23 protein-coding genes are annotated in these 24,093 nt (G+C 50.2%); 14 read left to right on the top strand and 9 right to left on the bottom strand.

Annotated elements, in window-relative coordinates; all coding sequences use genetic code 11:
* The first annotated feature begins 34 nt into the window (after nucleotides 1–34).
* Complete coding sequence (locus tag A0W33_RS12565; RefSeq protein WP_068838453.1) at nucleotides 35–427, top strand: hypothetical protein; 393 nt, start codon at nucleotides 35–37, stop codon at nucleotides 425–427.
* Nucleotides 428–612: 185 nt separating this feature from the next.
* Here the strand turns inward: A0W33_RS12565 and A0W33_RS12560 are convergent, their stop codons facing one another.
* On the bottom strand, nucleotides 613–1,137 hold the full coding sequence (locus A0W33_RS12560; RefSeq protein WP_082815222.1) for a hypothetical protein: 525 nt from the start codon (nucleotides 1,135–1,137) through the stop codon (nucleotides 613–615).
* A 210-nt stretch (nucleotides 1,138–1,347) separates the two neighbouring features.
* On the opposite strand from A0W33_RS12560, the gene A0W33_RS12555 reads away from it, so the two are divergent.
* Nucleotides 1,348–2,190 carry a 1,4-dihydroxy-2-naphthoyl-CoA synthase gene (locus tag A0W33_RS12555; protein WP_068838452.1) on the top strand — a complete coding sequence of 281 codons (843 nt, stop codon included), beginning with the start codon at nucleotides 1,348–1,350 and terminating at the stop codon, nucleotides 2,188–2,190.
* Nucleotides 2,191–2,306: 116 nt separating this feature from the next.
* Here A0W33_RS12555 and A0W33_RS12550 read toward each other — a convergent pair whose 3' ends face one another.
* Complete coding sequence (locus tag A0W33_RS12550; protein ID WP_082815221.1) at nucleotides 2,307–3,353, bottom strand: hypothetical protein; 1,047 nt, start codon at nucleotides 3,351–3,353, stop codon at nucleotides 2,307–2,309.
* A gap of 440 nt (nucleotides 3,354–3,793) precedes the next feature.
* Here A0W33_RS12550 and A0W33_RS12545 point away from each other — a divergent pair, with 440 nt between their 5' ends.
* Entirely contained in the window at nucleotides 3,794–5,017 is a 1,224-nt protein-coding gene (locus A0W33_RS12545) for an OmpA family protein (protein ID WP_068838451.1), read from the top strand.
* Between the two features lie 201 nt (nucleotides 5,018–5,218).
* Here the strand turns inward: A0W33_RS12545 and A0W33_RS12540 are convergent, their stop codons facing one another.
* Nucleotides 5,219–7,705, bottom strand: coding sequence for a DUF5686 and carboxypeptidase-like regulatory domain-containing protein (locus tag A0W33_RS12540; protein ID WP_172798115.1), 2,487 nt, complete (start codon nucleotides 7,703–7,705; stop codon nucleotides 5,219–5,221).
* Nucleotides 7,706–8,005: 300 nt separating this feature from the next.
* Between A0W33_RS12540 and A0W33_RS12535 the strand changes: the two genes are divergently transcribed.
* The 4 genes from A0W33_RS12535 to A0W33_RS12520 all read left to right on the top strand — a co-directional run bounded on the left by A0W33_RS12535 (nucleotide 8,006) and on the right by A0W33_RS12520 (nucleotide 11,255).
* Nucleotides 8,006–9,610: a hypothetical protein gene (locus tag A0W33_RS12535; RefSeq protein WP_229802173.1), complete on the top strand. Its 1,605-nt coding sequence runs from the start codon at nucleotides 8,006–8,008 to the stop codon at nucleotides 9,608–9,610.
* Between the two features lie 207 nt (nucleotides 9,611–9,817).
* On the top strand, nucleotides 9,818–10,009 hold the full coding sequence (locus A0W33_RS12530) for a cold-shock protein (RefSeq protein WP_068838449.1): 192 nt from the start codon (nucleotides 9,818–9,820) through the stop codon (nucleotides 10,007–10,009).
* 379 nt (nucleotides 10,010–10,388) lie between these two features.
* The gene (locus A0W33_RS12525) at nucleotides 10,389–10,661 is read left to right on the top strand and encodes a hypothetical protein (protein ID WP_068838448.1); all 273 of its coding nucleotides are present in this window, start codon (nucleotides 10,389–10,391) and stop codon (nucleotides 10,659–10,661) included.
* Between the two features lie 198 nt (nucleotides 10,662–10,859).
* On the top strand, nucleotides 10,860–11,255 hold the full coding sequence (locus A0W33_RS12520; protein ID WP_068838447.1) for an NUDIX hydrolase: 396 nt from the start codon (nucleotides 10,860–10,862) through the stop codon (nucleotides 11,253–11,255).
* A 79-nt stretch (nucleotides 11,256–11,334) separates the two neighbouring features.
* Here the strand turns inward: A0W33_RS12520 and A0W33_RS12515 are convergent, their stop codons facing one another.
* The 4 genes from A0W33_RS12515 to A0W33_RS12500 form a co-directional block, all read right to left on the bottom strand.
* Nucleotides 11,335–12,084 (bottom strand): SDR family NAD(P)-dependent oxidoreductase, encoded by a 750-nt coding sequence (locus A0W33_RS12515; protein ID WP_068838446.1) that lies wholly within the window; start codon nucleotides 12,082–12,084, stop codon nucleotides 11,335–11,337.
* Between the two features lie 3 nt (nucleotides 12,085–12,087).
* Complete coding sequence (porT, locus tag A0W33_RS12510) at nucleotides 12,088–12,855, bottom strand: type IX secretion/gliding motility protein PorT/SprT (RefSeq protein WP_082815381.1); 768 nt, start codon at nucleotides 12,853–12,855, stop codon at nucleotides 12,088–12,090.
* On the bottom strand, nucleotides 12,804–13,526 hold the full coding sequence (ubiE, locus tag A0W33_RS12505; RefSeq protein WP_068838444.1) for a bifunctional demethylmenaquinone methyltransferase/2-methoxy-6-polyprenyl-1,4-benzoquinol methylase UbiE: 723 nt from the start codon (nucleotides 13,524–13,526) through the stop codon (nucleotides 12,804–12,806). The genes porT and ubiE overlap by 52 nt, the downstream gene beginning before the upstream one ends.
* A 147-nt stretch (nucleotides 13,527–13,673) precedes the next feature.
* Nucleotides 13,674–15,650 carry an OmpA family protein gene (locus A0W33_RS12500; RefSeq protein ID WP_068838443.1) on the bottom strand — a complete coding sequence of 659 codons (1,977 nt, stop codon included), beginning with the start codon at nucleotides 15,648–15,650 and terminating at the stop codon, nucleotides 13,674–13,676.
* A gap of 770 nt (nucleotides 15,651–16,420) precedes the next feature.
* Here A0W33_RS12500 and yihA point away from each other — a divergent pair.
* The 4 genes from yihA (at nucleotide 16,421) to A0W33_RS12480 (ending at nucleotide 18,410) form a co-directional block, all read left to right on the top strand.
* Entirely contained in the window at nucleotides 16,421–17,029 is a 609-nt protein-coding gene (gene yihA / locus A0W33_RS12495) for a ribosome biogenesis GTP-binding protein YihA/YsxC (protein WP_068840107.1), read from the top strand.
* 74 nt (nucleotides 17,030–17,103) lie between these two features.
* Nucleotides 17,104–17,502 (top strand): energy transducer TonB, encoded by a 399-nt coding sequence (locus A0W33_RS12490; RefSeq protein ID WP_068840106.1) that lies wholly within the window; start codon nucleotides 17,104–17,106, stop codon nucleotides 17,500–17,502.
* A 22-nt stretch (nucleotides 17,503–17,524) separates the two neighbouring features.
* Nucleotides 17,525–17,998 carry a DUF5606 family protein gene (locus A0W33_RS12485; protein WP_068838442.1) on the top strand — a complete coding sequence of 158 codons (474 nt, stop codon included), beginning with the start codon at nucleotides 17,525–17,527 and terminating at the stop codon, nucleotides 17,996–17,998.
* Nucleotides 17,999–18,095: 97 nt separating this feature from the next.
* The gene (locus A0W33_RS12480; RefSeq protein WP_139237170.1) at nucleotides 18,096–18,410 is read left to right on the top strand and encodes a hypothetical protein; all 315 of its coding nucleotides are present in this window, start codon (nucleotides 18,096–18,098) and stop codon (nucleotides 18,408–18,410) included.
* Nucleotides 18,411–18,670: 260 nt separating this feature from the next.
* Here A0W33_RS12480 and fbp read toward each other — a convergent pair whose 3' ends face one another.
* Entirely contained in the window at nucleotides 18,671–19,678 is a 1,008-nt protein-coding gene (gene fbp / locus A0W33_RS12475; protein ID WP_068838440.1) for a class 1 fructose-bisphosphatase, read from the bottom strand.
* 77 nt (nucleotides 19,679–19,755) lie between these two features.
* Here fbp and A0W33_RS12470 point away from each other — a divergent pair, with 77 nt between their 5' ends.
* The 3 genes from A0W33_RS12470 (at nucleotide 19,756) to A0W33_RS12460 (ending at nucleotide 22,795) form a co-directional block, all read left to right on the top strand.
* Nucleotides 19,756–21,030, top strand: a complete 1,275-nt coding sequence (locus A0W33_RS12470) for an aspartate kinase (protein WP_216637163.1) — start codon at nucleotides 19,756–19,758, stop codon at nucleotides 21,028–21,030.
* A 94-nt stretch (nucleotides 21,031–21,124) separates the two neighbouring features.
* Nucleotides 21,125–21,898, top strand: a complete 774-nt coding sequence (locus A0W33_RS12465) for an enoyl-CoA hydratase-related protein (protein WP_068838439.1) — start codon at nucleotides 21,125–21,127, stop codon at nucleotides 21,896–21,898.
* A 252-nt stretch (nucleotides 21,899–22,150) separates the two neighbouring features.
* Nucleotides 22,151–22,795 carry a peroxiredoxin gene (locus tag A0W33_RS12460; protein ID WP_068838438.1) on the top strand — a complete coding sequence of 215 codons (645 nt, stop codon included), beginning with the start codon at nucleotides 22,151–22,153 and terminating at the stop codon, nucleotides 22,793–22,795.
* Nucleotides 22,796–23,179: 384 nt separating this feature from the next.
* Here the strand turns inward: A0W33_RS12460 and A0W33_RS12455 are convergent, their stop codons facing one another.
* Nucleotides 23,180–23,989 carry a tRNA pseudouridine synthase A gene (locus A0W33_RS12455; protein ID WP_068838437.1) on the bottom strand — a complete coding sequence of 270 codons (810 nt, stop codon included), beginning with the start codon at nucleotides 23,987–23,989 and terminating at the stop codon, nucleotides 23,180–23,182.
* Nucleotides 23,990–24,093: the final 104 nt, after the last annotated feature.

Raw genomic sequence — 24,093 nt, 5'->3', positions numbered from 1 at the left:
CTAGCCGTTAGGTCCAATTCTAAATAACTAACTAATGAAGTTATTAATTTTAGTTTTCATGACATTCAGCTGGCTATTAGGGTTAGATGAATGTAATTCCTTAAAAACAGGGGTTTTTAAGATGACAAATGAAGTGGAAGGCTCTGCTCCAATTACATCAGTAATTGAAAGAACTGGAGAGTTTCAGTACGAACGGGTTAAAGAACTAGGGCTTGAAATAAAATATAAGGTTGAGTGGGTTAATGACTGCACCTATAAACTTGTTTGGCTGGAAACAATAAAGGACGAAAACAATTTTGGATACCCCACAAACCAAATTATAACAAATACAATCACTGAAGTAACACCTGAATACTACATAATTATATCCAGTTCTAATCTCTTTGAGGAAAAGTTTGAAGGGAAAGTTGAAATAGTAAAAAGGTAGAAGGCGCACAGAGCAAACAGCTTTCTATCTCTTCTACTGAAAGTAAACTAGATCCATGTTTGCGATAAATGCAATGAAAAAATAGAACTAACAGAACCTAAACATCAGGTTCGGCCGATGGCCTCGCCCACCTCTTATTACTCATTTCGTAACCAATCACCCAGAATAGCCTTAAAAACAAGTCACTAATCCTGCTCAAAATCCAGCTGGTATACGAGCTCATTGTTGGTCCTCAAAGTATAAGTCAGGTGCGTCTTGTCTGGTGAGAATTCTATCGTCCACACACTTGTGGCATTGCGGGGGCTAAGCTGCGAAGTATGCGCATCGGCCGGAAAGCTTTGCCTGAGCGCGTTACCGCTCGTGTCTGCAAATCCGCCATACATCGTCATCGTTTCCGGAGAGCCGTCGGCATGGCGGTGGTCGTGCTTGAGCGAGAGGCCCTGCTTTTTGTGCAGCGTCAGAAGCAACGTGCGGGATTTGTTGTCACCCACCCAGAACGGCACCCGTATGGAATCACCAGATACTTTTTGGATAAAGAGCTTAAGCTCCTTTCCGGCGATGGAGGTGTTACCCGGCGGATGCACAGTGGCCGTACCAGTATAGGATTGGCCTTCCTTCGCGCGAAGCGCTTTGAAGAACTGTTTCTGCTCTTTGGTAGCCGGCGAAAAGGCCAGCAGGAAGGTGAACAGGTAAGATACAAAAAGAACCATAGTAGCAGCGTTAGAAAGACAAGCTTAATGCAGGCATAAGGTAATCATTTTAAGCTAGACGCACATCTGATTCTGCTTCAGGGAGAGCGATCGAGGTACTTTGTCTGGCAAGTAGGGCTACAAACCGCTGGTTCAGGTACAGATCATCACATAAAAAACCAGTTGAGCCACAAAGTATAAACCCTTAACTTTGGTTTCAAATTGAGAGATATGAGCAAAGCAAATTGGAAAACCGTAAAGGAATACGAAGATATCACCTATAAAAAAGCGGATGGCGTCGCCCGTATCGCTTTCAACCGGCCAAACGTGCGCAACGCTTTCCGCCCGAAAACGGTGGCGGAGCTTTTCGAGGCTTTCCTGGATGCCCGCGAGGATACTTCTATTGGCGTAGTATTGCTGTCTGCCGAGGGGCCCTCTACCAAAGACGGCATCTACTCCTTCTGCAGCGGCGGCGACCAGAACGCACGCGGCCACCAAGGCTATGTGGATGAGGCAGGCATGCCGCGCCTGAACATACTGGAAGTGCAGCGCCTGATGCGTTTTATGCCCAAGGTGGTAATTGCCGTGGTACCAGGCTGGTGCGTGGGCGGTGGCCACAGTTTACACGTGGTTTGCGACCTGACGCTGGCGAGCAAGGAGCACGCTATCTTTAAGCAGACGGATGCCGATGTGACCAGCTTCGACGGGGGCTACGGCTCTGCTTACCTGGCCAAGATGGTAGGCCAGAAACGTGCGAGAGAGATCTTCTTTTTGGGCCGCAACTACTCCGCGCAGGAAGCTTACGACATGGGCATGGTAAATGCCGTGGTGCCGCACGATGAGTTGGAGGACACCGCCTACGATTGGGCACAGGAGATCCTGCAGAAATCACCGACTTCCATTAAAATGCTGAAGTTTGCCTTCAACGCCACCGACGATGGCATGGTAGGCCAGCAGGTGTTTGCCGGAGAGGCCACTCGCCTCGCTTATATGACCGACGAGGCCAAAGAAGGGCGCAATGCTTTTCTGGAGAAGCGCAAGCCGAACTTCAAGGATATTCCCTGGATACCGTAACCTGCAAACAGCAAAGTAAAAGGGAGACACAAGTATAAATCAGTCTGACTGGAGAAGTGTAAAAAAGGCCAGCTACCCTGTAGGTAGCTGGCCTTTTTTATTTTATTGTATGCTACTTATACAGGTCTAACGGCATCCTCTCCGGTTGAAGCCAGATCTTTCGGCTCTCCGATCTTGCCACCTACAGCTGCCGCAATGGCACCAAGCAACAAGCCAAAGAAAGCATAAATAGCGGCCTTCGAAACAGCCGAAGCCACATCGCCTCCAATTTGCTGTGCCTGCTGCCCTACCTGCGCCTTCGTTTCCTTAAACTGCGACTTCGCCTGCTCATAGGTAGACACCCAGCTGTTCACAATCTCGTTAGCCTCTGCCCTGCTCTTACCGGTGCGCTCCATAATCACATTTACGGCCGCCTCACGGTCTGCCGCACTCGCAATTTCGGAGCCCTGCCCATAGAGTTTGTCCATCACCGCATCAAAGGTTGAGCCGGCCGACTGCGGGTCTGCCGCTGCCTGCCCTGCTGTGTTCTGAGCGGCATTGCCTGCTTCTCTTGCCTCCTGCTCTATGTTCTCGGGCTGCAGTTCCGCTTTGCCCGTCTGCTGCAGAATCTGGCGTGCCTCCTGCTTTATAGACTGGAAGTTGACGCCACTTTCCTGCAACTGCGACTGAATGGCATTGCCTGCTTCCGGTGCCACCGCAGCTATTCCCTGCCCTGCCATCGACAGTGTGCGACCCACAACACTACCCACACCACTAATAATGCTCCCAATGGCTGTCGTGAGCAAGTAGAAGGTAAGGAGCGTAAATAAACTCCATGTCAGGATGCCGTGCAGAATGCTATCGAAGGCAGTAGGCATACCTGCTAAGCGGCCTGCTACCCAGCCGCCCGCAAAAAGTGAGAGCAGCATACTTACAATCCACCAGATCAGTGTGCCGGTACCAAGCCCTGCCATGGGGTTCTGCTCCTGGGCAGGATCAATCGAGCCAAAGCCGATGCCCAGGCCCAACAAGCTTAAGGTTAGCTGCAGCACCATGGCCACTACAAGCCCTCCAAATACTGCTCCCCACGAGATCCGCTTTATCGCGCTATAGCCGGCGGCGTGTCTGGTTGCTACGGGTGTAGTTGTTCGGTATACTCGTTCTTCGTGTAAATCATCTTTCATAGTTATTCAGTTTATAAATTTTCAAGATGTTACTTGTAACGTCAGTGGCAATAACAGGTTGTATTAATCCTATTTAAGGAGACTTTATAGTAATTATTCAAGTGGTAAAACAGCATGTACAGCAACAGTGTTTTCTAAACTCATGTTGCAACAATAACAATAATCCTGATATTCAATTATTTAAGAACAGTCTAGTAAAAAACAGAATTGATGCCACAACTCAAGGCAGTAAAAGACTCAAGTCGCAGAGCACTAAGTATAAATTGTACTTTACAACTCATATGCCTATTACCCTGCTGCAAAAGCAGAAGTACCCTTATACCCTGCCTTCCATGTCCTTCACCTGCAAAATCATTTCATTAAATAAATATTCTTTTATATAGTATAATTATATAATTAAATCATATTCCTTTGGTACATCATCAATTGCAGTTACTACTATGAAAAAAAGTGTATTTACAATGGGTTTAGCTACGCTACTGCTGGCGCTTCTCACTATTCCTTCCCATGCTCAGTTAAATGTTGGTAAAAAGCTGCAGGACAAACTCAATCAGAAAGTGAGCCAGCAGGTAGACAAATCCATAGATGGCGCACTGGAGGCTCCCCAAAAAGCAACAGAGAAGGCAGCTGCAAACAAACAGGAAGCTGCTATAGACAATAGTGCAGATACAGGAAATTCACCAAAAGCAGAAAAGGGAAAGGCAAAAGCATGGTCGAGGTATGATTTCGTGGCCGGCGACAAGGTGATGTTTGATGACAACCTGGCTGGCGAGGAAAACGGGGAGTTTCCGTCGCGCTGGGATTTGATCAGCGGCAACGCCGAGGTAGCGTCGTTCGAGGGCGAATCCGTGATCAACCTGGTGCAGTCAGGTACGGATATCACACCACTTGTGGCAACTGAAAACTGGCTTCCGGAAACTTTCACCATCGAAATGGATCTGTTTTTCGACAGCGACAACCCGAATGTGGCCTACGAGATTTTCCTGATACCGGAGGGCAGCAAGTATAAAGAGGCGGTACACAAAGAGCTTTGGTATCCCATCGACATCAGGGCAAACGCCGCGAGGTTCAAGACATTCGGGTCTGAGTCGGAGGAGTTGGCGGCTGCCGGTGTCAGTAACCAATGGCGCCATGTGGCCATCTCCTTTAACAAGCGCAGCCTGAAAGTATACCTGGACCAGTACCGCCTCATCAACATCCCGAACCTGGAGGGAAAACCCGGCGGTTTACGCATTAAAATTGACAAAAGCGTTGACGCCAACTCAATGGTGAAGAACGTGTTTATCGCCGAGGGCGGCAAAAAGCTGTACGACCAGATCATGGCAGACGGCAAGTATGTTACCCACGGCATTAAGTTCGATGTGAACAAGGCCACTATTCGGCCGGAGTCGGTGGGTACGCTGGCAAGTATAGCCAAGCTGATGCAGGAGCAGGCAGACCTGAAATTCAGCGTGGAAGGCCATACCGACACGGACGGTGACGACAACACCAACCTGAAACTGAGTCAGCAACGGGCGGAGGCGGTGCGGGCATACCTGTCGGAGCAGGGAGTGGCACCCGACCGTTTGATTGCCAAGGGCTGGGGCGAGTCTAAACCCCTGGACAGGAACACCACACCAGAAGCCAAGTCTAACAACAGAAGAGTAGAGTTTGTAAAGCTGTAACTAGCTCTCTCTTTTACCATACTTCTTTCATGAAAGTCCAGCCTTTGCGTTGGGCTTTTATGTTTAGGTGCTAAGATATTAAGTCGGTAAAGCAAGCGCGGGCCAGGGTAAATGCGGCTTCAGTATAGTAATATGGTTTCATCAAACGCAAAGGGCTCGCTATGTATAGCGGGCCCTTTGCGTTGAATTATTAACTGATCCTCACAGCTTAAACTGAAGCGAGAATTTCAGGCCAAACTTACGGGCGCCCTCATCCAGGTGCGTCAGGCGGTGGAAGGCATCCACGCGCAGCACCTTGAAGATATTTTCGATGCCGTAGCCGACTTCTACGTACGGTGTGCTGCCCAAAGTCTTAAACGTTTCCTGCGTGGCACCCGACGGCGTCGTTACCGGAATCAGGTCCAAATTCTTTTGGCTTAAGCTGCCGTACAGCACGTTGGAGCTAGCCAGCACGCGCCACTTCAGCTTCTTGATGAGCGGCAGGCGGTTGAACAGCAGCCCCTCGAAGTATTGCTCGTAGTGCAGCGAGGCGTAGGTGTCGCTCGCAAACTCGAAATAGTCCATCAGGTTGTAGGTGGCATCGTAGTAGAAAGGGCTTTCGTTGCCGGTGTGCACCTCCAGCAGCGGGTAAGGCACCGGCGAAAACACTTTGCCAGCCTCCAATCTGTAAAGGGCATTGCCCAGGCGGCCCATCACGAACTCCTGCTCTACGCCAACATCCACCCGCTGGTAATCCACCGTCGAGCCAAGGGCGTTGTTCAGGCCCAATGTATACTTCATACTTAGGATTGGCCAGTTGCCGCTACCCAGGCTGATGCGCTCGTTGTCGTTCTCTACAAACACCTCGTTGTTTGCATAGCGGGTGAGCACGCTTACCTCTGTGGCTGTAAAAGAAGTGGCAACCTCCTCAGGCTGCTCAGGTCCTGCCGTGTAGTAGGCAAAATCATAGGCCGGGTCGAAGTGGCGGGTACTCAGGCTGATGCGCTCGGTAAAGCCGCGCAGCACATCGCGCTGCAAGTATAAACTTGTCTCGCGTACCAGCATCGGGCGGCGCAGTTCGCCGAAACGGGAGAAGCCCAGGAAGAACGGGCTGGACTCCAGTTTGTCAGACATCAGGCCCACCTGCTGCAAATCCTCCTGGTGTTCCACACCGATCTCGCTCCAATGCCGGCGGCTCAAAATGTATTTAGCCCCCACGTTATACTTTATCTTCGCATCCTCAGTGCCGTAAGCTGCATAGCCGCGCAGTTCCAGCTTATCGCTGAAGTTGATGTTGGTTTTGCCGCCCACCTGGAAACGGTGTCCTTCTATGTTGTTATAGGCGTAGGTGTACGGCCACGGTCCCCAGCTTACCTTTCCAAAGCTCCTGTAGCCCGTTCCAAGTATGGTCGCAATGCTGGTAAAGCGCTGTATCCTGGGTGTATCGCGGATGGTGTTGATGGTGGTGTATACTTGCTTGTCGGCTACAGAAAGCGAGTCGTGGCGGTTGGCTTTCCAGAAATCATCCGTCTGCTTTGTTGCTGCCTTCAACAGCTCCACCGGCTTGTCAAAGAATCCCGCTGTCTGTGGCTGGTTTACCACTACCTGCCGGTATGAAGTGTGCACCTTCGCCAGCACACCCGGCCGGCTCGGTGTCAGGCCCACCAGCTTTATCCGTACATCCGATACCGAAGGCATCCACGCCTGCTCCCCTACCGGCTGCAGCTCCTGCTGCAGTGCAATGCTCTCCACAAAGTTGATGTTGGCCGATTTGCTGACGGTGGCGTCTATCTTGCGCAAGGCATACTCCTTGGCTGTCACCCACATCGTGCCGTTGAAGGCAAGGTCCTGCGGGCGCTTCTGCTTAAACGAAAGTTCGTAGCACCAGTCCTCCCCGATAAAGGTACTGTCCTCCAGTTCGTAGCTGTAATAGCCTTTCCAGCCATCGGCAATGGGGCTGATGAAGTTCTTCTGCAGCACGCTTACCCAGTTCTGGTTAAAATTGTAATCCTGATAGCTGCTCCCGATCACCTGCGACACCAGCGTGCCGTCCTGCAGGCCAATGCCCGTTACCTTGGAGGCTTTTATGATCTCTTTGCTGCGCTTAGGCTCACGGTTGTAGTAGTAATCCGACAGCGACTCGGAGATGAAGAACGGTAGCAGCTTTTTGCCGTCCTCACCGGCCAGGTACAGTTGCGAATCCACGGCTGCGGTCACCGCCTTGCCTATCAGTCCTTTTCCTTTCTTCTGCCCCAAATTGCTTACATCAAACTGCATACGGGTATAGGCTTCGTATTGGTAGGCGGCGAGCTTGCGCCTGTCGTTGCTGTTCTTGTTTTCCACCACGCGGCGCATAATAGCCCAGGCGGGGTTCTCTCCGGGCCTGATCACCACCTCCTGCAGCTGCTGGGCATTTGTGCCGAGTTTAAAGGTAAGTACCTGAGTGGCCACTCCCTCTGCCACAGGAAGCGATTGTGACAGGTATCCCACAAAGGAGGCTGTGAGTGAATCAGGCGTGCTGCTTAGCTTGATGTTGAATGCCCCATTCTCATCTGTGGAGGTTCCGATGGCGGAGTTTTTGACGTAGATGCTGACAAATGGGAGGGCCTCGCCCGTTGTCGCATCCAACACTTGCCCCGAGATGCGGGTTTGCGCGTGGCTTACCACGGCAGCAAGTATAAATAGTATTAGCAGTAGAGACTTACGCAAAGCAATAGGATAAAATGCGCGCAAAGGTAATATGATTTTTCATCTAAGCACCAACTTATTTGTTTAAACAACAGTTGTACGAAACACGGCTTCCCTTCTCCGCTGCTGTAGCGGCTATGGGGCACTATATTTGAACTTTTAACCCTCCATATTCTGGCCTTTAGCCTATAATTCTTTCCAGATGCTTTGCTACTGCACCTGATCCTTTAAAGTAGCATTAACTAGTACAAGGTAGCTTTTGCCTTACCCATATCCTCCCTTCACATGAAAACTTAATATAGATTTTACGTTAGATAAGCCATGCGATCAGACGAACCCAACCCAATGAAGATACGCCACTGGCAGGCCTTCCTTTTTTTGCTTGCCTTCCTCTCGACTGGCTGTGCCCGTAAAAATTTTTATGCAGAAACGCCGGTCGTAAATCCGGAGGTATATGAACAACTTCAAACCGCTCCTGGCCCGGTAGACAGTGTAATAGTGAAGGCCGGAAAACAGTACAAGCGCGGGTTGCTGCATAGAATATTCTGGGGCACACACCACCGCCCCCTCTGGAATGCACCTGTCAAAGTGCCTGTCCTTAATATGGATACACTTAAGATAGAAGAGTTGGGCGGAGGCCAGCAAACTACCAGTATGGATTTAATGAGCACCGACAGCTCCACCTATGCCCTTCGCTCGCTGGACAAAGACCCCAAGGAAGTATTGCCAGAAGGCTGGCGCAAAACATTTGTGCTGAATGTGCTCCGCGATCAGATATCCGCCATTAACCCGTATGCAGCGCTTGTGCTGCCGCCTATGGCGGCGGCGGCCGAAATTCCTCACTCCACGCCCAAGCTGGTGTACGTAAAGCCTAACGACGCTGACTTTGGGGAGCACGCCGATCTCATGAGCGACAAAGTGTACCTGATCGAAGAGAAGTATAACGACAAGCGGATGGTGCACCTGATGCCCGGAAATGCGGTGGATATCGTGGGAACCGGCAACGTGCTAAGCAATAGGTTTGAGGAGGACGACCATTTCATCGACCAGCTCGCCTTTGCCAAGGCCCGCCTGTTCGATGTGCTGGTGCACGACTGGGACCGCCACGAGGGACAGTGGGAATGGGCAGAGTACGAGGAGAACGGCAACCACTACTACCGCCCCATCCCGAAAGACCGTGACAATGCGTTTTACCGCTTTCAGGATGGTATCATTCCCTGGCTTTTCAGCCGCAACTGGGGCATCCGCAAGTTCGAGTCGTTTGATGACGAATTTAATGATGTGAAAGCCCTTACCGTGAATTCAGAGTTTATAGACAACCGTGCTTTATCGGAAGTCACCAAAGCGCAATACGACTCGCTGGCCCTTGTGCTGCAGAACAGTATTACGGACGAGGTAATTGAGCAGGCAGTGCGGCAGTATCCGGACTCGGTGTATGGTCTGATTGGCGAAACGACAAAACGCAAGCTCATCAACCGCCGCAACAGCCTGCGCGAAGCCGCCGCCGAATTTTACCGCATCATGGCAGCGGAAGTGCTGGTGGTGGGAACAGACCAGGAGGATCTGTTTGAGGTAAAGCGATTGAATGATAAAGAGACTGAAGTAACCGTGCGACGGGAATCAGACAGTAAAATCGTGTACCACCGCATTATTAACAACGCTGACACCAAACAAATCATGCTGCATGGCCTGGCTGAGGATGATGTGTTTGAGGTAAGCGGGGAGGTTTCGGAAGGGATAAAAGTTGTGATTGTAGGCGGGCGCGGCGAAGACGAGATTAAGGATACCTCGAGGGTACGCGGTTGGGGCAAAAAAACATGGGTATACGACACCAAGCGTGGAACAGAACTGGAAGCTGGCCCTGAAACCAAAGACAAGCGAACAAAAGATGTACGGGTGCACGCATTCGACCGCGAAGGCTTTTGACCTGCGGCTGAACTGCCGCCGCTTTCAGTTTCCTTTGCTTGCCGCTGGCTGCCCTGGTCGCAACTCTTTATCCGCTTTCAAACCTGATTTATAGGATTATTTGTGCAAGAAATCTGACAAGGAAAATTTCTTGTTTGATAAAATGCAGGAGGGGTTGATTTTTTGCATTTTGTTTCTACCTTTACATAAAATTAAAAAATTAATAGAATGAACAAAGGTATTGTTAAGTTCTTCAATGAATCTAAAGGATTTGGTTTCATTAAAGAAGACGGATCAAACACAGAGTATTTCGTACACATTTCTGGTCTTGTTGACGAAGTAAGAGAAGGTGACGAAGTAACTTTCGATCTAAAAGAAGGAAGAAAAGGATTAAATGCAGTAAACGTTAAGCAAGCTTAGTTTAGCCGTTTACCCATATTCATAACTTCTAAGCCTTACATTTATTGTAAGGCTTTTTTTTGCCCTTACCCCTCCTGCGCTTGCCGTTGTTATAAGCTATTTCAAAACGGCGATACAAGTGTGGCAAGTAACTTCTGCCGGGTAACCGCTACTCCGACTCCTCAAGTATACCGCCGCCGCACACGGCACTGCAGCCCTTCCGGGTACTCCCGCTCCTTTGCCTGCGCCTCCCAGTGCTGCTGGAAACTGCTGCTTGGGCTAGGTTATACTTTATCTAAATTTATGCCCATAGTCCTAAATTTTCAATTTTTGATAACCATAGGTTTGTTAATACGTTTTGTAAGGGATAAAGCAATTTCTTAACAACTAAAATAAAATTATGGAAGCACAAGACTTAAAAAACAAAGCAGATAGAGCAAACCCAGAACATAAAGAAGGACCAGTAGCAGCAGCTATTGAGCAGTATACATCTAAGGTACCATCGGATGTGTACCTGTGGGCCGCTCTTGGTTCAATGGCTATTTCTGCCACACTTAAGGTTCTGAAAAAAGATGAGGAGGCATTATTTGTGGGCCAGTGGGCACCGTCTTTCCTACTATTAGGTGTATACAACAAAATAGTGAAGGAATTCGGATACGAGCGCGATAAGTAAGCTCCCGCAAAGTACCTGTTTTATCAAAGAGGAAGCTTAGGCTTCCTCTTTTTTTGTGCCTCTCTTAAGGGAGCAACATGTTTACTTACCTGCTTTTTTTCTTACCTGCTTTATTTATAACACCGGTCATGCAGCTACTTCAGAGAACCATATTACTGTGTACTTTTGCGCACATGTTTAGATAAATTAAGTTAGCAGATGATAATCGATAAACTGGCTTGGCTGGAACTGAAGGAAGGCAAAATACTGAGCACCAGGAGCAGCGGAAAAGACACGTATTATATTCCGGGCGGTAAACGTGAGGCGGGAGAAACAGACCAGCAGGCGCTGATCCGGGAGATACAGGAAGAGCTAAGTATAACCCTCATTGAATCGACCATCGCGTATGTGGACACGTTTCAGACGCAGGCGCACGGGCATCCAGAGGGGGTAGAGGTTAAAATGCAGTGCTACCGTGCCGCCTATAAAGGCTCCATTAAGGCCGCATCAGAGATTGAGGAAGTGGTATGGCTCAGCTATGGGGACAGGGAACATGTGTCTCCGGTTGATAAAATCATTTTTGACTGGCTGAAAGCAGAAGGACTTCTGAAGTAGCACCTGCCTTAAAGTATAAATCCCGGCCTTGCAGTAAGTATGCTGCAGGACCGGGATTTATACTCTTATTTCTTTAGAGCTACTGCTTGTGCACAATGGTGGATGAGGCCTGTGCGGTAGGCAGCACCAGCACTTCAGCCAAATTTACGTGTGCCGGGCGCGTAACGATAAAGCCGATCAACTCGGCAATATCCTGGGCCTGCAACGGTTCATAGCCCTGGTACACAGTGGCGGCACGCGCTGAGTCGCCTTTAAACCGCACCTCCGAGAACTCCGTTTCCACCAGCCCCGGGTTCACCTCTGATACTTTGATACCCTGTTGCACCAGGTCCAGGCGCATGGCCTTAGAGAGTGCATCTACGGCATGCTTGGAGGCACAGTACACGTTTCCGTTCGGGTACACCTCTTTGCCCGCTATGGAGCCTACATTCACGATATGCGCTTTCTTTGCTTTCTGCAGCAACGGCAGCACAGCCTTGGTGACATAGAGCAGGCCCTTCACGTTAATGTCAATCATTGCATCCCAGTCATCCAGGGAGCCATCCTGTATCGGCGACAGGCCATGCGCGTTTCCGGCGTTGTTTACCAGCACCTCCACATTGCGCCACGCCTCTGGCAAACTATCTATTGCCTGCTGCACCGTTTCCCGCTCCCGCACGTCGAACATCAAGGGGTACACCTGCTCCGCGCCCAGCTTTTGCTGCAACTCCTGCAGGCGCTCCTGCCGTCGACCGGTGGCTATGATACGGTATCCTTTGCTGGCCAGTTCCAGGGCTGTGGCATTGCCTATCCCGGAAGTGGCACCTGTTATAAGTGCGATCTTCGTCATTTCTTATTCAAAGAAAAGGATGAGTGAAACGTTGTGGTTGGTCAGTTTTTGGATGTAGGCGCTGTACTGGCTGCCCTCCACCGGCTTGTGCTGGTTAATCAAGCCATGCGAGAAACGCAGTTCCGGCGCGAACTTGAAGTATGGGTAAAAAACATCAAGCCCTATTCCGTATTCCAGCGCCAGGTCATACTGTTCCACTTCCAGCAACATGGCGCCACTCGCACCGCTATTGCCTTTGCCCAGATCTATACTTGGCTTTACACCGGCCACTAAGTATGGCCTGAAGTTAGAGCGGCGCTTTGATTTATACTTCAGCAGCAGCGGTAGCTCAACCATTGTGTTTGCAATCGTCTCGATCATCAGGTCCTCTGTTTCCTGGTTGGGCACCTCTATGTTTCTGAACTCGATGGTACGGCCGTAAAAACCCACACCCGGTACAAAACGAGCATCCAGGTACTGCGCCAGGCGTACGTTCAACACCAAGCCGGTATAAAACCCTATATCTGTTTTAGTCCGAACCGAGATATTAGGGTCTACGCTTCTTATCTGGTCCACATAAGCCTGCGAATGCTGCAGGTTATACTTGGTGAGGGGAACAGCCAGGTAAAAGCCATAGTGCACCGGGCGATCGTCGTAGCCAGGCTTGTTAAGGGCTTTGTCTCTTTGCTGCGCCTGCGTAGTGTTGCCAAGCAACAGGAGTACGGCCAGTAGGCAAAGGGCTACTTTTTGCCTGTGTAGATGGAGCTTATTCCAAATGTGAGTGAATGCCATTTCGTGCTTCTAAATCCGACTTTTTGGTAAATATTAAGAAAATCCTGCCCATCCGGAAACGCCTGAACCGATTCCGGCAGATAAGTATAGGCAGCATTGTCCTTAGAAACGAGTTTGCCTACCACCGGTAGTATATTCTTGAAATAAAATTGATACAACTGCTTCATTGGGAAGCTGCGCGGCTTGGAGAATTCTAGCACTACGGCTGTCCCGCCCGGCTTCAGCACACGGTGCATCTCCGACAGCCCCTTCTCTAGGTGCTCGAAGTTACGCACGCCAAACGCCACCGTAATGGCATCAAAGGAGTTATCCTCAAAGGGCAGGTCTTCCGAATCGCCGTACAGCAGCTCTATTTTGTTTTGCAGCCCGCGTTTGGCCAGCTTCTCCCGTCCTACGGCCAACATACCCTCAGAGATGTCGACTCCCGTAATTTTATCTGGGTTCAGGCGCAGTGCTTCAATGGCGAAATCAGCGGTTCCGGTGGCAATATCCAGTACTTGCTTCGGCTTTTCAGGTGCCAGCAGGCGTACAGCCTTTTTGCGCCAGACGATATCAATACCAGCACTTAAGAAGTGGTTCAGGAAATCATACTTGCCCGCAATGTTATTGAACATTGTCGCCACCTGCGACTTTTTATCGCCGTTCTGGTCTTTGTAAGGTACTACCGACATGGGTTGAAATCGAGTGAGTGATGGAGCAAAAATACTGTACCTAAAACTATAATCCGCAGAATATGTTCCGAAATATAAAAAAGCAGGCCGGACAAACGTCCGGCCTGCTTCAGGGATATAGTATAAAGAACCTTTCGGCTTCGCTTGCTACTGTATGCTTTTCTGGGTCTCGCCCTGGCGTGGAACCACTTTGAACTCTGTTCTACGGTTAAGCTGCATGTTCTCCTCTGATGTGTTTGGCACTACAGGTCTGCTTTCGCCAAACGAAGCCGTTACCAGGCGCTTCGCTGAAATGCCCTTCGTCATCAGGTAGTCATATGCTGCATCCGCACGGTTCTGGCCCAAGGTCATGTTGTAGGAATCAGAGGCGCGTGAGTCAGTGTGGCCTTCAATGCTGATGTTCAGCGTTGGATTGGCTTTCATGATCTCAGCAATTCTGTCCAGCTCCTGGATGGCCTCTGGCGTCAGCTTGTACTCGTCTGTATCGAAATACACAGGCTTCATGTTGTAAGAAGAAGCATTTGTGTTTCTGGCAAGCACACCGGTAGAGTCAACAAAGTTGATGTAGAAGTTCTTGGTGATCGTGCTTGTGTCGTTCAGTACCACCGGTACCTCAAACTCCTGCGTTTCCAGCACACGGCCATCCAACGACAGCTGCACCTGGTAGTTACGGCCAGACAGCACCTGCACGTTGTAAGTGGCAGAGTCAGGCTTGGTTACATCGCGGTAAGTAATTGGGCGCTTGTCAGCCTGCAGGCCGTTAAACACCAGCTCGATACCCGGTATGGCAATGCTATCCGCCTGTGTGAACACCTGGCCTCTAACAGTTGCGTTCCTGATGTAGTTGATGGTATAGATATCCTTTTCGCCGTAACCGCCAATGCGGTAAGAAGACAGGTAAGCGTAGCTTCCGTCCGGAGCAAGGCGGTAGTACGTGTCATCGTCCGGCGTGTTGATAGGCGAACCCAGGTTTACAGGGCGCGACCAGCGGCGGGCAACTGAGTCATACTTGGCAGCAAAAATATCGTAGCCACCCATGCTGTTGTTACCGCGCGATGAGAAGTAAAGTGTTCCATCGCTTGAAAGGTACGGGCTGTCATCGTCGAATGGTGTGTTGATGGTGTTGCCCAGGCTTCTTGGGTTGCCCCAGGTACCGTTCGCGTTGCGCTTGATCGTGTAAATATCCAGGTCACCGTTTTCAGAGTAGTGGCTGGTAGAGTAGAACAGCGTCTGCCCATCTGGCGTAATGTACGCGTCAGATTCGAAGTCACGTGTATTTACTTTGTCGCTGATGCTGGTAGGTGTTCCCCAGCTACCGTCAGGCTGGCGCTCAGACACCATGATGTCGCCGTTGTTGACAGACTGGTATAGCAACAGTTTTGTGTCGTTGTCGAAAAGCTGGATAGAGGCATCGTGTCCGGCGCTGTTCAGGTTGCCTGGCACAATGCGGGTCTGCGCCCACTCATCTTCGCCAATGCGGGTTGTCTCAAAGATATCCTCGTAGAACTCACCGTCACGCGCTTCCTTGCCACCTGTCGATTTCTCTCCACGGGAAGTATAAAGCAGGTAGTTGTAATCAGACGAGATAACAGGGCTGTGCTCTGAGTACGCCGTGTTCACGGTACCACCCAGGTTTTTCACAAACACGTCTTTCGGGTTGGCTACCTCACGCTTTGCGTTTTTGGAGTACTGAATCAACTGGGCTACTTCCTCTTTCAGGCCGTAGTTGCGGTTCGGAATCTCCTTCTGGTAGTTCTGGTAGTGCGCAATGGCCTCGTCAAATCGGTAGTTGATGTGGTCTACACGGCCCAACCAGTATTCCAGGTCACGGTCTACGTTAGGCTTTAGCTTCTGAGCGCGGTACAGGTAGTCAGCGGCCTTCTCTTTGTCGAAGGTCATGTAGCTGATACCGGCAAAGTAAAGCGCCTTCGCATTGTCGGGGTCCTGTGCAAGCACCTGCTCGTAATAAGGGATTGCTGCACGATAGTTTTCTTTGTCGAATAACTTGTTTCCTGTTCGCAAAAGCTTTCTGGTGCTTTGCGCCGAGGCACTTGTGGAGGCCAGAAGGCACACCATCGCCAGCAACAGAGAAACCCGTGAGAACGATTTGGCTAAATGATTCATGTGTAAAAGGGTTTGTTATAATTTCTTTGTTTGTGTTGGTAATAATTACTGATACCAACTGTCAGGCACAGGGCCACAGCAGCAGGATTTGCTTCTATACGTGATATACTATTTTTAGTATATCTTTAGTTTGTATGCTTAACTGCCTACGTGTTGACTGCACGCAAAGGTTTAGCTAAATAAAAGAATAGATATAATTAATTAAGTTAATCACAAATATATAAAATTAAAAATATTAGCAAGCTTTAATTTGGCTTTCATACTTTTTTTGATGGTGTACAGCTGCTCAATCGTGATAAAAGCAAGATTTTAAGGTGTAAAGAAAAAGGCGCTCAATCAACAACCGCATTGCTGCCACACCTTATTCTCCACGGCGGCCTCCTGTAGTATCCATAAAACGGAGCCTGATGTAAGCAGAAGTGTAAAGGGCCGCCCTCTCACAGGCGCTGAAAGCACCTGGCTTTGAAAACCACTTGAGTGAAACACTTCTATGCTACAGCCCCGGTACCCTTATACCAGATCACCGCAACCTGGCAGTCTTACTCAGGCTTAACATGACAGAGGCGGCAATCCCGATCTATACTTGCCCTCTTTATAATCTGAAAGTACTTCCTGCGTTAAAGTATAAGCAGGCCACCTGCAGAGGTGGGATTTAAATGCTTACCTTTGAGGTTACATAAGGCCCCTGCAAACAGGCGGCTGAACTGATACGCTTACCGCTCTGCACCAAACACTACCGCTTGGACGGCAGAGCCTCAAACCCAAAAGGCATGATTATAAAGGACGCGAAATTTTTGATGAGTAATACCAAGGTGGAGGCATGTCCTGCCCCCAACAAACCGGAGTACGCCTTTATTGGCCGCTCTAATGTAGGCAAATCATCGCTCATAAACATGCTGACTGAGCAGAAGAGTTTGGCCAAAACATCGGGGCAGCCGGGTAAAACGCAGCTCATCAACCACTTCCTTATTAATAACGAGTGGTACCTGGTCGATTTACCAGGCTACGGCTATGCCAAGGTGAGCAAAAGCTCGCGCGAGGAGTGGCGCCGCATGATCAATTTTTACCTGCAGAAGCGCGAGAACCTGACCTGCGTGTTTGTGCTCATCGACTCGCGCCATGAGCCCCTGCAGGTAGACCTTGATTTTATTGACCACCTGGGAACCATGGGTGTGCCGTTTGTGATTGTATTTACGAAGGTAGACAAGCAGTCGGCGCTGAAGACAGACTCAACCATAGCTGCCTATAAGCGTAAACTCGCTGAAACCTGGGACGAGCTACCGCAGATGTTCCGTACTTCCTCCGAAAAGAGCACGGGTCGGGACGAGGTTCTGGGCTTTATTGAGCAGGTAAACGCACAGATGCAGAACCAGCAATAGCGGGCCCGCCAAGGAAGCATTTAGACAGGTGCCGTAGCTTTTCCCGTGACGTAGAATTTTAAATGTTTATCCTTATGAAGAGAAAAATCTCATTTTTGTTTCTTTTATTTGCCGTCGCTACCCTAACGGCAAGCGCCCAGACCATCGACAAGCAGACACCGCAGGAAGAAAAGGTGTGGACTCCAACCAAAACACCTCCGGTAGCGGAGTATTACGAGGGCGGCGTGGAGGCCATGTATAAAGCCATCAACAAGGAGCTTACGTACCCTACGCTGGCAAAGCGCAATCGGGTGCAGGGCGAGTCCATTATCTCGTTCACTATAAACCCCGACGGCTCTACCGACAACTTTAAGGTCCTGCGCCAGCCAGGGGCCGGAACAGGAGACGAGGCGCTGCGCGTGGCACGACTGCTGAAATTCAAAGCCCCGGGTTATGCTGTGAATGGCAGCATCCCAATTATGTTTAAATTATAAACAAAACAGAGATACCTTTACTATGCCTATCGATTTAAGACAAGTTGCAGCCGTATCTGGCCAGTCAGGCCTGTACCGTGTGGTAAAACCAACACGCACTGGTGTAATTTTAGAGAGCCTTGAGGAGAACCCGAAAACGATGGTAGCGCAGGCCCGCCACCGTATGTCGCTGCTCGACGAGATCTCTATCTATACAACCGATGAGGAAGGCACTGTGCCACTTGCCGAAGTTTTTGACCTGGTACACCAGAAGTATGGCGACGAGCTGCCACTAAGCGAGAAGCCCGACAACGAGGAGTACAAGGAGTTTATGGCAAGCGTGCTTCCAACCTACGATGACGACCGCGTGTATGTGTCAGACATGAAGAAGCTGGCCGCCTGGTACCACATCGTAAACAAGCATGTTGGCTTCACAGAAGAAGCTGCAGCAGCTGGATCGGAGGACGCAAAAGGCTCTGAAACATCCGAAGAGGCCTCAGAAAAAGACGCTAAATAACAAAGGAGCCTTCCACAACCGGAAGGCTTTTTTGTTTCTGCACCTGCAGCCTTTGCTCCCAATATCATTACCTGGCCCTGCCGCATACCGCACAAACATGCCACAGCTTTCGCCTGCCATACTTGCCAGCACTACGAACCACCTGATCAAGGTTTTTGAGGTGGACAACCTGCCCGCCAACAACGTGGATGCGCTGCTCCAGAAACTGGCGCGTGTTGTGCTCCACCTGCTTCACACCGACCTGAACCGCCTGCTGCACCTGCTCTACCGCATTGATGTAGACGAGCACCGGGTGAAAAATGCCATGGTGAACGCTGATGAGGAGACCATCGCGTATCGCATTGCCCAGCTTATTATAGAGCGTGAAGTCCGTAAAGCGCAGATCAGGCTGCGGTACAGCGAGGGCAGGTAAACAGTGCGGCAGCAAGTATAAACCAGCTATGCTTCCCTTCGCCTGGCCGGATCATGCGCCATTCTTGATTTATACTTTCAGGCTTTTTTTTACACGAGCCATACTTCATCTCGAAATGGCAGGGTTTCTATACTTCTAACACTAATCTATGATGCTCAAGCATAGCGCTACACCTGGGCAGCATGAAAAAAGGCAGAAGACCTTTCAGCCTCCTGCCTTTGATGTTGTGTTTTAATGATCCAGATTAATAAAGCGCTCGATTAATTTACTTCTACTTCTGCCTTCAGGTACTCCTCTACCTGGTCTACCATCTCGGTGGAGCCAATGTAAAGCGGGCAACGCTCGTGCAGTTCGGTTGGTTTGATTTCCAGGATTCGCTGGGAGCCGTTTGTGGCTTTGCCGCCAGCCTGCTCTACAATAAAGGCCATGGCATTGCACTCGTACATCAGGCGGAGCTTGCCTTTTGGTGCCTTTGCCGTTGCCGGGTAAATATAAATACCGCCTTTCAGCAGGTTGCGGTGAAAATCAGCTACTAAAGATCCGATGTAACGGGCAGAGTAACCGCTTTCTTTGCAGTAATTCACGTACTGTTTCAGGCCCTCAGGAAAAGAGGCTGCACTTCCTTCGTTGATGGAATAGATAGAACCTGTTTTCGGGGAGGTGATGTTGGGGTGCGATAAAAAGAACTCGCCGAGCGACGGATCATACGTAAAACCGTTCACGCCATGGCCTGTGGTGTACACCAGCATGGTAGAGGAACCGTAAATTACATAACCGGCACCGACCTGGCGCGTACCTTCCTGCAGGCAGTCTTCCATGGTGCCGTTACCACCCTGCTCAGAAACACGGCGGTAAATCGAGAAAATTGTTCCGATCGACACGTTCACGTCGATGTTGGAAGAGCCGTCCAGCGGGTCGATGGCCACAATGTACTTGCCTTTGTGGTTACCGGTTTGGATGATGTCGTCCTCTTCTTCCGAGATGATGGTGCAAACCTCGCCCCCGTTGCGGAGGGCACGGATAAAGCGGATGTTGGCGATCACGTCGAGTTTCTGCTGGTCTTCTCCCTGCACGTTCTGTTGGCCGTAAGCCCCGGTAACGTCCAGCAAGCCAGCACGGTTTATCTCGCGGTTAACGATTTTGGCCGCCAGTGCAATGTCGCGGAGCAGCTGCGACAGCTCTCCTGTGGCATAAGAAAACTCTTCCTGTTTTCTCATGATGAACCTGTCCAGCGTAGTGCCTACAGGTAGCGCAAGTTTGTCATTCATACAGTTAAATTTAACCTTCTAGTTACAAAAATATCATTTTTAGGCAATATTCCGAATGATGCCTAATTTTACGACCTATGAGTAAAGACCGGATAAGTGTATATAAATTTGGCGGCGCCTCTGTAAAGAGCGCCGAAGCGTTTCGTAACCTGGCTCAGATAGTGCAAACAAACGGCAGTGAACAGCGCCTGCTGCTGGTCGTGTCCGCGATGGGCAAAACCACCAATGCCCTGGAAGAACTTTTAAACCTGGCAAGCCAGCAACGGGAATATGAGCAGGCGTTCCTGCAACTGAAGGCGTACCACCAGGAGGTACTGCACGAATTGTTTCCGGACCGGGACCATCCTGTTTACCAGCGGCTGGACCACTTGTTCGAGCTGCTGCACCTGCAATTGGGCAGCACACCCCAAAATGACAACTTTGACAAGGTATACGATCAAACCGTAAGTTTTGGCGAACTTTTTTCGTCCTCAATTTTGCACCATTTTCTGGAGGCGCAAGGCTTTCCTAACACCTTGCTGGACAGCCGGAAGTATATCCAGACAGACAACAACTGGCGGGAGGCGCGGGTAGACTGGGGCTGGAGCGAGCGCCTGATCAAGCGCGATGTGTTGCCGCTGCTGCAGGAAGGGCTGGTAGTGACGCAGGGTTTTCTGGGTGGCACCAATAACGGCCTGACCACTACGCTTGGCCGCGAGGGCTCCGACTTCAGCGCCGCTATTTTTGCCTTTTGCCTCGATGCTGAAGGCATGTATATCTGGAAAGATGTGCCGGGCCTGCTCAACGCCGATCCCAAGTACTTCCAGGAAACAGTGTGTTATGCCGAGATATCGTACCAGGAAACGGTGGAGATGGCGTACTACGGCGCTTCGGTTATTCACCCAAAAACAATCAAACCACTGGCAAATAAACAGATACCGCTGTACGTGAAATCGTTTCTGAATCCGGCTGGTGCCGGCACCAAGATAAGCGACTGCCGATTCGAGAAGTTTGCCCCCGCCTATATCATAAAGGAGAACCAGTGCCTGGTATCGTTCAGCGTAAAAGACTTCACCTTTATATCTGAGCAGAACCTGGGCACTATTTTTAATGCACTGTCGGAGCTGCGCATCAAGATCAACGTGATGCAGAACTCGGCCATCTCCTTCTCTATCTGTACCGATTACCACCCCACGCGCCTGCACCGCCTCATCCAGACGCTGCACGACCAGTTTGTGATTCACTATAACACTGAGCTGCGCCTGTACACTATCAAAAACTACGATGCGGATAGCCTGGCAAAAATGCTGCAGGACAAAGAGGTGCTGCTGGAGCAGCGTACGCGCACCACGTTTCAGTTCGTGAGCAAATAGAATTTACTTAAGATGGCGCTGCCCCAGGTGGGCTTTTTCAGAATAAGCTTAAAAACCGTAATTTCAAACATCAACAACAGAAACAGATTATACTATGGAATTTATACTTGTAACCCCCCAGGCGCAGCCTCAAGTAGCCTTGATTCAGCTAAACAGACCGAAAGAACTCAATGCCCTGAACCTGCAACTGATGGGCGAACTCCGCGACGCGTTGAAGGAGTTGGACGAGAACGATGACGTGCGTGCTATCATTATTACCGGTAATGCGCGTGCTTTTGCCGCTGGCGCCGACATTAAGCAGATGGCTGGCAAAACGGCCATTGACATGCTGAACGTGGACCAGTTCTCCACCTGGGACCAGATCCGCAAGACAAAGAAGCCGATCATCGCTGCCGTTTCCGGTTTTGCACTGGGTGGTGGCTGCGAGCTGGCCATGACGTGCGACATGATTGTAGCCTCTGAAACGGCCATGTTCGGGCAGCCGGAAGTTAAGATAGGTGTGATGCCGGGTGCAGGCGGCACGCAACGCCTGACCAAAGCCATCGGCAAAGCCAAAGCCATGGAAATGGTGCTGACAGGCAAATTCATTACGGCCGACGAAGCCGAGAAGCACGGCCTGATCAACCGCGTGGTGCCGGTGGAGTTATACTTGGACGAGGCTTTCAGATTGGCTACAGAGGTAGCGCAGATGTCGCCGGTGGCGGCTAAGTTGGCGAAGGAATCGGTGAACCGCTCGTTTGAGACCAACCTGGACGAAGGCCTCCACTTCGAGCGCAAGAACTTTTATCTCTGCTTCGCCTCCGAAGACCAAACAGAAGGCATGAACGCCTTCGTGGAAAAACGCAAGCCCGAGTTCAAGGGAAGGTAATTTGGAGTTAGAAAGTTTTGAGTTAGATGGTTAGAAAGGCGGACAAAGTATAATCTTGTTTGCACCCATACTTCTAAAGCTATCATACTTGTCAGAGTGGCTTTGCTCCCTTCAAAATACTTGTTTCAACAACTATTTAACTTTCTAACCTTCTAAATTAGAACTTTAAGCCTTACCTTTGCGCCATAATTGAGGGGCAATCGCCTCTTAAAAGAAATCAGATTTATCAACAACAGTAAAAACGATTTAGATATGGCAGTATTAGTAGGCAAAAAAGCTCCTTCTTTCAGAGCTACAGCAGTAGTAAACGGCGAAGAATTTGAGGAGAATTTCTCATTAGAGCAGTACCTGGGCAAGAAGCACGTACTTTTCTTCTTCTACCCAATGGACTTCACCTTTGTTTGCCCAACTGAGATCATCGCTTTCCAGGAGAGAATGGAAGAGTTTGAGCGTAAGAATGTGGCTGTAGTAGGTTGTTCTACCGACACGCATTTCTCGCACTTCGCATGGCTGAACACGCCACAGGACCAGGGCGGTATCCAGGGGGTGCAGTATCCGTTGGTAGCTGATGCGGCAAAAACAATTGCTACAAACTACGACGTGCTGGCTGGCCACTACGATTATAATGATGCAGGCGAGACAATTTTTGTTGGTGAGCCGGTTGCTTACCGTGGCCTGTTCCTGATCGACAAAGAAGGTATCGTGCGTCACCAGGTGGTGAACGACATGCCGCTTGGCCGTTCTATCGACGAGGCGCTGCGCATGGTGGATGCCCTGCAGTACTTTGAAGTGAAAGGTGAAGTTTGCCCTGCCAACTGGGAAGAAGGCAAAGAGGCAATGCAAGCTACAAAAGAAGGTGTATCCAGCTACCTTGCTAACAAATCAGTGAGCAACTAGAAATAGGATCCATCATAAACAGAAAAGCCCCTGCCTCGGTAGGGGCTTTTCTGTTTATGATGGGTTTTGGCTGATTGGTCTTGATAAAACAACTGGCGCAGGCGTCCGCTTGTGCCGACGTGCTGGAATGAGTTTGCCAAAGCTTTTCCAGCACTACTGTCATTTCGAGTGCAGCGAGAAATCCATTCATAATTCTAACTAGAGCAGAAGTGTCCCCTTGAGGGGACTACAGGGGTATTTTAAAGCTGCGAGTTATAGAAAGCTCAAGTTCAGGCTTGTCACTTCAGAATTAAACACCCCTATGGTCCCCTCGAGGGGACAGTCGTTCTGGATGATGAATCTTTCAGGTCTAATCCAGTAATGTTGTGGAAAAAAAGCAAACCACTACACCGCCTGCCAATAGCTGCAGCCCTGGCTCTGGAAGGCCGTGGCGAATCCTGCTTTAGCGGGCAGGTCCAGGTACGGATAAGTAACCTTAGAGAGATAGAGACCCTGCGGGTGCGCAACAGAAAAAGCGTCCGGCGGCTGCAGGGTGGCCAGATAACTCTCAAACTCTGCTACACTCAAGGTGCCAGATCCGACTTTCAGCAGCTTTCCCACCACCAGCCGTATCATCCGGCGCACGAACCTGTTTGCCGAAATATGAAAACGCAGCTTGCCGCCCTGTGCATCGGCAAACCACCCGGCTTCGGTGATGTGGCAGATGGTGTTATCGTGCTGGGCCGGTGTTTTGCAGAAAGCCCTGTAGTCGGTATACTTCAGGAGCAGCGCCGTCGCCTCCTTCATTTTATCCAGGTGCAGGTTGGGCTCCAGGTAAAGCGTGCTGCTGTCGTTCAGGAACGGGTCTTTGTAGGTGTGGATGAAGTAGTCGTAGCTGCGGTGGGTGGCATCGAAGCGGGCGTGCGGCAGCCCTTCCATCGGAATAATATCGAAGATGGCAATGTCGGGCGGCAGCACTTTGTTCAGCCTGAACAGCAGGTCGTACGCCCATTCCTGCTCCAGGTCGAGGTGAAAAAAGAACTGGCTGGCATGCACCCCGGCGTCTGTGCGCCCACAGCCTACCAGGTTCACCGGCACCTTCAGCACCTGCTTTATACTTGTCTCCAGCACCTGCTGCACCCCCAGCCCGTACGGATGCCGTTGCCAGCCGCTGTAGTTGGTGCCGCTGTACCCTATATGAAAGAAATATCTCAAGTTGATATAGTCTTAAAAACTTATAATTGAGTACGAGTCACATTAACTCCCAACTCTTGCTTAAATAAGTTATCAAGTAAATATAAGGTTAATGTTCCAACTCC

This window comes from Pontibacter akesuensis (assembly GCF_001611675.1).
Lineage (GTDB): Bacteria > Bacteroidota > Bacteroidia > Cytophagales > Hymenobacteraceae > Pontibacter > Pontibacter akesuensis.
Note: the sequence above shows the minus strand (reverse complement) of the source record. Positions and strands in the feature narration are given on the sequence as shown.

Coding starts and splice junctions, on each gene's coding strand:
- A0W33_RS12565 (WP_068838453.1), top strand. CDS start 35: ATGAAGTTATTAATTTTAGTTTTCATGACATTCAGCTGGCTATTAGGG.
- A0W33_RS12560 (WP_082815222.1), bottom strand. CDS start 1,137: ATGGTTCTTTTTGTATCTTACCTGTTCACCTTCCTGCTGGCCTTTTCG.
- A0W33_RS12555 (WP_068838452.1), top strand. CDS start 1,348: ATGAGCAAAGCAAATTGGAAAACCGTAAAGGAATACGAAGATATCACC.
- A0W33_RS12550 (WP_082815221.1), bottom strand. CDS start 3,353: ATGAAAGATGATTTACACGAAGAACGAGTATACCGAACAACTACACCC.
- A0W33_RS12545 (WP_068838451.1), top strand. CDS start 3,794: ATGAAAAAAAGTGTATTTACAATGGGTTTAGCTACGCTACTGCTGGCG.
- A0W33_RS12535 (WP_229802173.1), top strand. CDS start 8,006: ATGCGATCAGACGAACCCAACCCAATGAAGATACGCCACTGGCAGGCC.
- A0W33_RS12530 (WP_068838449.1), top strand. CDS start 9,818: ATGAACAAAGGTATTGTTAAGTTCTTCAATGAATCTAAAGGATTTGGT.
- A0W33_RS12525 (WP_068838448.1), top strand. CDS start 10,389: ATGGAAGCACAAGACTTAAAAAACAAAGCAGATAGAGCAAACCCAGAA.
- A0W33_RS12520 (WP_068838447.1), top strand. CDS start 10,860: ATGATAATCGATAAACTGGCTTGGCTGGAACTGAAGGAAGGCAAAATA.
- A0W33_RS12515 (WP_068838446.1), bottom strand. CDS start 12,084: ATGACGAAGATCGCACTTATAACAGGTGCCACTTCCGGGATAGGCAAT.
- porT (WP_082815381.1), bottom strand. CDS start 12,855: ATGGCATTCACTCACATTTGGAATAAGCTCCATCTACACAGGCAAAAA.
- ubiE (WP_068838444.1), bottom strand. CDS start 13,526: ATGTCGGTAGTACCTTACAAAGACCAGAACGGCGATAAAAAGTCGCAG.
- A0W33_RS12500 (WP_068838443.1), bottom strand. CDS start 15,650: ATGAATCATTTAGCCAAATCGTTCTCACGGGTTTCTCTGTTGCTGGCG.
- yihA (WP_068840107.1), top strand. CDS start 16,421: ATGATTATAAAGGACGCGAAATTTTTGATGAGTAATACCAAGGTGGAG.
- A0W33_RS12490 (WP_068840106.1), top strand. CDS start 17,104: ATGAAGAGAAAAATCTCATTTTTGTTTCTTTTATTTGCCGTCGCTACC.
- A0W33_RS12485 (WP_068838442.1), top strand. CDS start 17,525: ATGCCTATCGATTTAAGACAAGTTGCAGCCGTATCTGGCCAGTCAGGC.
- A0W33_RS12480 (WP_139237170.1), top strand. CDS start 18,096: ATGCCACAGCTTTCGCCTGCCATACTTGCCAGCACTACGAACCACCTG.
- fbp (WP_068838440.1), bottom strand. CDS start 19,678: ATGAATGACAAACTTGCGCTACCTGTAGGCACTACGCTGGACAGGTTC.
- A0W33_RS12470 (WP_216637163.1), top strand. CDS start 19,756: ATGAGTAAAGACCGGATAAGTGTATATAAATTTGGCGGCGCCTCTGTA.
- A0W33_RS12465 (WP_068838439.1), top strand. CDS start 21,125: ATGGAATTTATACTTGTAACCCCCCAGGCGCAGCCTCAAGTAGCCTTG.
- A0W33_RS12460 (WP_068838438.1), top strand. CDS start 22,151: ATGGCAGTATTAGTAGGCAAAAAAGCTCCTTCTTTCAGAGCTACAGCA.